General features: G+C 61.2%; 3 protein-coding genes. 2 read left to right on the top strand and 1 reads right to left on the bottom strand.

Going from position 1 to position 5956, the window contains the following annotated elements; all coding sequences use genetic code 11:
• Positions 1-255: 255 nt before the first annotated feature.
• Complete coding sequence (gndA, locus tag QMB98_RS03075) at positions 256-1710, bottom strand: NADP-dependent phosphogluconate dehydrogenase (protein ID WP_371684183.1); 1455 nt, start codon at positions 1708-1710, stop codon at positions 256-258.
• 531 nt (positions 1711-2241) lie between these two features.
• Between gndA and QMB98_RS03080 the strand changes: the two genes are divergently transcribed.
• Together QMB98_RS03080 and QMB98_RS03085 are read left to right on the top strand one after the other, a co-directional pair.
• Positions 2242-4974 (top strand): penicillin acylase family protein, encoded by a 2733-nt coding sequence (locus QMB98_RS03080; RefSeq protein WP_371684184.1) that lies wholly within the window; start codon positions 2242-2244, stop codon positions 4972-4974.
• Positions 4975-5422: 448 nt separating this feature from the next.
• The gene (locus QMB98_RS03085; protein ID WP_371684185.1) at positions 5423-5788 is read left to right on the top strand and encodes a sugar-binding domain-containing protein; all 366 of its coding nucleotides are present in this window, start codon (positions 5423-5425) and stop codon (positions 5786-5788) included.
• The last annotated feature ends 168 nt before the right edge of the window (positions 5789-5956 follow it).

The raw sequence follows: 5956 nt of genomic DNA on the forward strand, positions 1-5956 counted from the left end.
AAGGGTAATTTCAACAACTAACTACCCCTGCCACATAGTCTGACGCGCGACAGGAACCGGTCGAAAAAAGGTGCAGGAAATCAATGGAGGGTATTTGTTTTTTGCGCGGGCTGAGCCTGAGGCGGCCACCTACAGTGTGGTCCCCGTGTTGCGCGAGCAGGTTGTGGTTCCTGCATTGCGCGCGCTGGATACGAGGTCGCGAGCTAAGTACGAGAAACCGTGTGGGGTAACTGACCGCCACCCCACACGAGGTGGTCATGACTCGATTTCGTTGCGTTCCTCGGTGGCCCACAGCGTGTGGAAGGTGCCTTCCTTGTCGACTCGCTTGTAGGTGTGTGCGCCGAAGTAGTCGCGCTGTCCCTGGATGAGGGCGGCGGGGAGGCGGTCTGCGCGGACGCCATCGTAGTAGGACAGGGAGGAGGAGAACACGGGTGCGGGGACGCCGTGCAGTGCCGCAAGCGACACGACCCTGCGCCAGTGCGGGAGCGCTTCCTTCACCGCGTTGTAGAAGTAGTCGTCTGCAAGCAGGAGCGGGAGCTCCGGGTTCTTGTCGTAGGCGGCGGTGACGTCGCCGAGGAAGCGGGCGCGGATGATGCAACCGTCGCGCCAAATGCGGGCCATGTCAGCGAGCGAGATGTCCCAGTTGTATTCCTCAGCTGCTGCCTGGATCTCGTTGAATCCCTGCGAGTAGGCGATGATCTTCGAGGCGTACAGAGCCTGACGAACGTCCTCGATGAAGGCGTCGCGGTCGGTGATGTTCCATTCCTCGGCGACGCCCTCGAAGTCTGCTGCTGCTTCGCGCTGCACGACTGCGGAGGAGAGGCCACGGGCGAAGGTTGCCTCGCCGATGCCGGTCACGGGGACGGCGAGATCGAGTGCGGTCTGCACGGTCCACATGCCCGTGCCCTTCTGGCCTGCACGGTCGACGATGAGGTCAACGAGGGGTGTGCCGGTTTCGGCATCGACCTGGCGGAGAACCTCAACCGAGACCTCCATGAGATACGAGTCGAGGTCGCCCTCGTTCCAGGTTGCGAAGATGTCTGCGATCTCCTTGGGCTTGAGGCCAAGGCCGCGGCGGAGAAGGTCGTAGGCCTCGCCAATGACCTGCATGTCCGCGTACTCGATGCCGTTGTGCACCATCTTGACGAAGTGGCCCGCACCGTCCTCACCCACGTGGGTGCAGCAGGGCTCGCCATCGACGTGAGCGGAGATCGATTCGAGCATGGGGCCGAGGCGGTCGTAGGATTCCTTCGAGCCACCGGGCATGATCGACGGACCCCAGAGGGCGCCTTCTTCACCACCGGATACGCCACAGCCAACGAAGTGGAGTCCGCGTTCCTTCAGTGCTGCCTCGCGTCGGCGCGTGTCGGAGAAGAGCGAGTTGCCGGCGTCAACGATGATGTCGCCCTCGTCGAGGAGGTCAGCGAGATCATCGATGACGGCGTCGGTTGCCTTGCCCGCCTGCACCATGATGATGGCGACGCGGGGAAGGGTCAGGGAAGAGACGAAGTCTTCGAGAGTTTCGGAAGGAACGAACGATCCTTCGTCACCGAACTGCTCCATGACATCTTCGGTACGGGACACGGTGCGGTTGTGGATGGCAACGCGGTGCTCGTGGCGTGCAAGGTTGCGGGCGAGATTGCGTCCCATCACCCCCATGCCGGTGACGCCAATGTCTGCGGTTGCGGGAGCGGGTTGAGAGATGGTCATGGCCTAACTCCTTTGTCAGTAGGGCTTACCACTCAAGCGTGATGGAGGGTAATCCGTTATGCAACAAGTTGCCAAGAGTTGCGGCGCAACCGTAACTCCGGATACAGCACCCGCCCTGCGTCCTTCGCGCCTGGTGCCAGCAGTCGGAGAGCCTCAGCAGAAAACCGCACCTTCCACCCCTTGGATGAAACGTTCAATGCCCATGGCAACAACGTTCAAGGACGGCAGAGGGATCGATGGGGAGATCCGTCGGGCAGGCGCCAGTCGCATCCCGCCAGCCCCCGGTCTTGCTTAAGCACAGAGTGAACCAGCGTGAAGCCCCATGAGTAGGCACCTGGCAAGCCAAGGGGAACGGCACAGAACCTCCCGGTTACCGGAAAGTAAGTTCGATGCCCGTCCTCCAACTGAACACGGTGATTGCGGCCTAGGATGAGCGATACATGCTTTTGAGAGGTGACCATGTCTGATTCAAAGTCGCGTCGGATAATCCGGAAAACCGGAATCGTTCTATTGGCCCTGACTGTCTTACTCGTGTTGGCCGGCGGTGGTTTCCTCGTCAAGCAACTGAACAAGCCGCTCCCTTATCACGGGGGTGAGCACGTCATTGAGGGAGCCGATGGCACGATCGAGATCATCCGGGACGAGTACGGTATCCCGAATATCTACGCCACGACCGATGCCGACCTGTTCCGCGCCCAGGGCTACATCCACGCTCAGGACCGTTTCTTCGAGATGGACTATCGCCGGCACATGACGGGTGGCAGGCTCTCGGAGCTTGTCGGTGACGTTGAGGCCGCCAAGCAGGCCGACACCGTTATTCGCTCCATGGGGTGGCGCAAGCTCGCCGAAGAAGAATGGGACATGATTTCCCAGGAGTCGAGAGACTTCTACGACGCGTACGCCGATGGCGTGAACGCCTACATCGCTGATCGCTCGCCGGGGGAACTCGGGCTCGAGTACACGGTGCTCTCCCTCTCGGTTCCCGTTGCCGACATTGAGCCCTGGACCGGCATCGACTCCCTCGCGTGGCTGAAGGCCATGGCCTGGGACCTGAAGAACAACATCGATGATGAGACCGGCAGGGTCGTGGCATACGCGAGCCTTGGCGACTCTGCACGCGTTGAGGAGCTCTATCCTGCGTTCTCAACCACGGGTCACGAACCGATCCTGCCCTCCGTCAACGGCACGAATCTCGAGGATCGCGACTCCTATCCGCGGACCGGTGGCATCCCCATGACCAACGGCGAGGGCGGGGACGGCAGAGGACTGGAACCGGCCGGCACCGGACCAGACTCGGATGATGATGCGGACTCCAGTGATTCGAATGGATCGAACGCGAACGGAGCGTCCGAGAGCGAGACGGATGCGAGCGGAGCTGCAACACGCAAAGCAAGTACGGGCAATGCGGCCGGCTTGCAGGACTCGGAGATCGCCATCACCGAGGCCGTGACCGGTGCGCACGAGGCTCTTGAGACCCTCCCGATCATGCTGGGACGGGGCAGCGCCGTTGGCTCCAACTCGTTCATCATCGGCGGCGAACACACCGAGTCGGGCATGCCGATCCTGTCGAACGATCCACACCTGACGATCTCCTATCCCTCGGTCTGGTACCAGGTGGGACTCCATTGCGTCAAGATCACCGACAACTGCACGTACGATGCGACCGGCTTCTCCTTCTCCGGCATGCCGGGACTCATCATCGGCCGCAACTCCGAGCTCGCGTGGGGGCTCACGAACCTGGGTGGTGACGTCACCGACCTCGTGATCGAGAAGAACACGGGAGAAACCACCTACGAACGTGACGGTGAGGACGTCGAGTACGAGATCCGCACCGAAACCATCAACGTCGCCGGCGGCGACTCCTTCGACATCGAGGTCCGAGAATCCATCCACGGCCCCATCGTGTCCGATCTCTTGATCGACGATACGAAGGCAGCGGACCTGCCGGATGCTCCGGGGGACTTTTCCGTCGCACTCGAATGGACGGCTCTCAAGCCCGGCACGACCGGCGACGCCATCTTCGCCATCAACCGAGCAAGCAACGCCGACGAAGTGCGGGAGGCCGCAGCGATCTTCGAGGTACCCGCACAGAACATCGTGTTCACGACCGCCGACGGTCACTTCGGCTACCAGGCACCGGGCCGCTTCCCGATCCGCCCCACCGTGACAGATGCGGACGGGGACCTGCTCACCCCTCAGGAAGGAAACCTCGGAGCCGATGGTCGATGGCCGCGTCCGGGCTGGGACTCGGCCTACGACTGGCAGGGCTACTACGACGTTGAAGACATGCCATCCGCTCTCGATCCCGACGAGGGTTTCATCGTGGCCGCCAACCAGCAGGTGACCCCAAGCGAACTCGGACCCTACCTCGGTAGCTACTCCGATGCTGGGTACCGCTCCCAAGCCATCCGAGACGAGATCGAAGCCGACATCGATTCGGGAACCCTCTTCACTGTCGAGCGGGCCGAAAAGATCATGATGCTCGACCAGTCTCCCTACGCACTCGAACTCGGACAGCAGTTCGCCGATGTATCTAGCGACAACGAGCGCGTCCAGGAGGCACAGGGCATCCTGTCTGCGTGGCTCGAGGATGGCGGGCACAACGCGATCAACGAGTCCGGTGCCGCGATCATGGCCTCCGCCTACGCGCACCTCATCGACAACACCCTCGCCAAGCAGATCGAGGGCTTCTATCCCAGCAATTCCTCGAACTACCTCGTGTTCTTCGCTGGCCTCGAGGAGGACTCCCAGTGGTGGGACAACCCCGAGACCGAGGCTGTCGAGACCCGGGATGATGCCATGAACGCGGCACTGGTGGCCATGGATGCGGACCTGAGCGAGCAGATGGGGGAGGACATGAGCGAGTGGACGTGGGGTCAGATCCACGTCGAAACCCCGACCCACCCCGTCATGGGAGGCGACACCATCCCCAGCATCGTCCGCAACTACTTCAACGGCGATCCGCTCCCCATCCCCGGCGGACCATCCATCCCGAACGCCAACGGCTTCTCACCCGCAGTCGATGAGGATGGGCTCGTCGACTACGAAGTGACCGCCGGCCCCTCCATGCGGATCGTGGTCGACATGAGCGACCTCGATGCAGCTACGTGGATCATCTCCTCAGGCTCCTCCGGCCACCCACGCTCCGGTCACGTTGATGATCAGTTCGAGATGTGGTCAAAGGGCGAATCGCTCGACTGGGCCTTCACCCGAGAGGCAGTTGACCAGACAGCCCGAGACACGATGATCATTACGGGCGGCTAGCAGGCAAACCATCGCTGCCCTCACGCACGTGATGTGCATGCAACACCCCGTGCGTGAAGGCTGCGACAAACCAGAGGTCTGAACGCAGTGTTGTATCCAATACGGGAAGTAGCTGAAGAATCACGAGCAAGAGGACTGCAGATGGGACCGCTACTTGATGCCCGAGATCGCAGTCCTCACTCACCCTCGACTCAACGCGCTGATTATGCGCACTGCCACCTCGTCCACGAGGTAAAGACCAGGTGAAACCGCCACAGCCTTCAGCCAACGTGTTCCTACCGAATTAGTGATCGTGCCGGAAAGATCCAGAAACCGGTGAAAAGCTATCTCCAGAACCCCATCGCCACCACCGTACTGAACAGAACCAGATGGCGTCCGGAATGGCGAGAACAAGCTCAAGTATTGACCGGCAACAACTTAAAGAAGACCAGTACCGACAAGGAGTGACATGTTGAAACCGCTTGAAACCGCAACACGTGAACGCGAGGACCTCTCGGGGATCTGGTCATTCAAGACCGACCCGGATGGTGTGGGAGAAACAGAACGCTGGTTTGAAAGTGATCTCGTTGGTGCGAGGGAAATGGCGGTGCCGTCAAGCTTCAACGACATCGTTCCCGGTCGTGAGCTTCGCGGTTACGTCGGGGACGTCTACTACCAGACCACGGTCAGGGTGCCTCGCGGATGGGAAGGTGAGCGCATCGTGCTCCGCTTCGACTCCGCCACCCACCGCGCCCGCGTCTGGGTCAATGACACGGCCGTCGTCGAACACGAAGGCGGTACCTCCCGTTCGAACCCGACGTCACAGACCACGTAAGCGCGGGAGAAGAGTTCCGACTGACCGTCAAGGTCGACAACAGGCTCCACTGGGACACCATCCCTCCCGGCTTCGTTCAAGACGGCAAGAACGGACCCGTGCAGATGCAGATGCACTGTCCCGCGTCAAGTAGTTGGCAGGTTTTCTTTGATTTCGAAGTTGGGGATG

Source organism: Flaviflexus sp., from assembly GCF_041440645.1.
In the GTDB taxonomy this organism is placed as follows: Bacteria; Actinomycetota; Actinomycetes; order Actinomycetales; family Actinomycetaceae; genus Flaviflexus.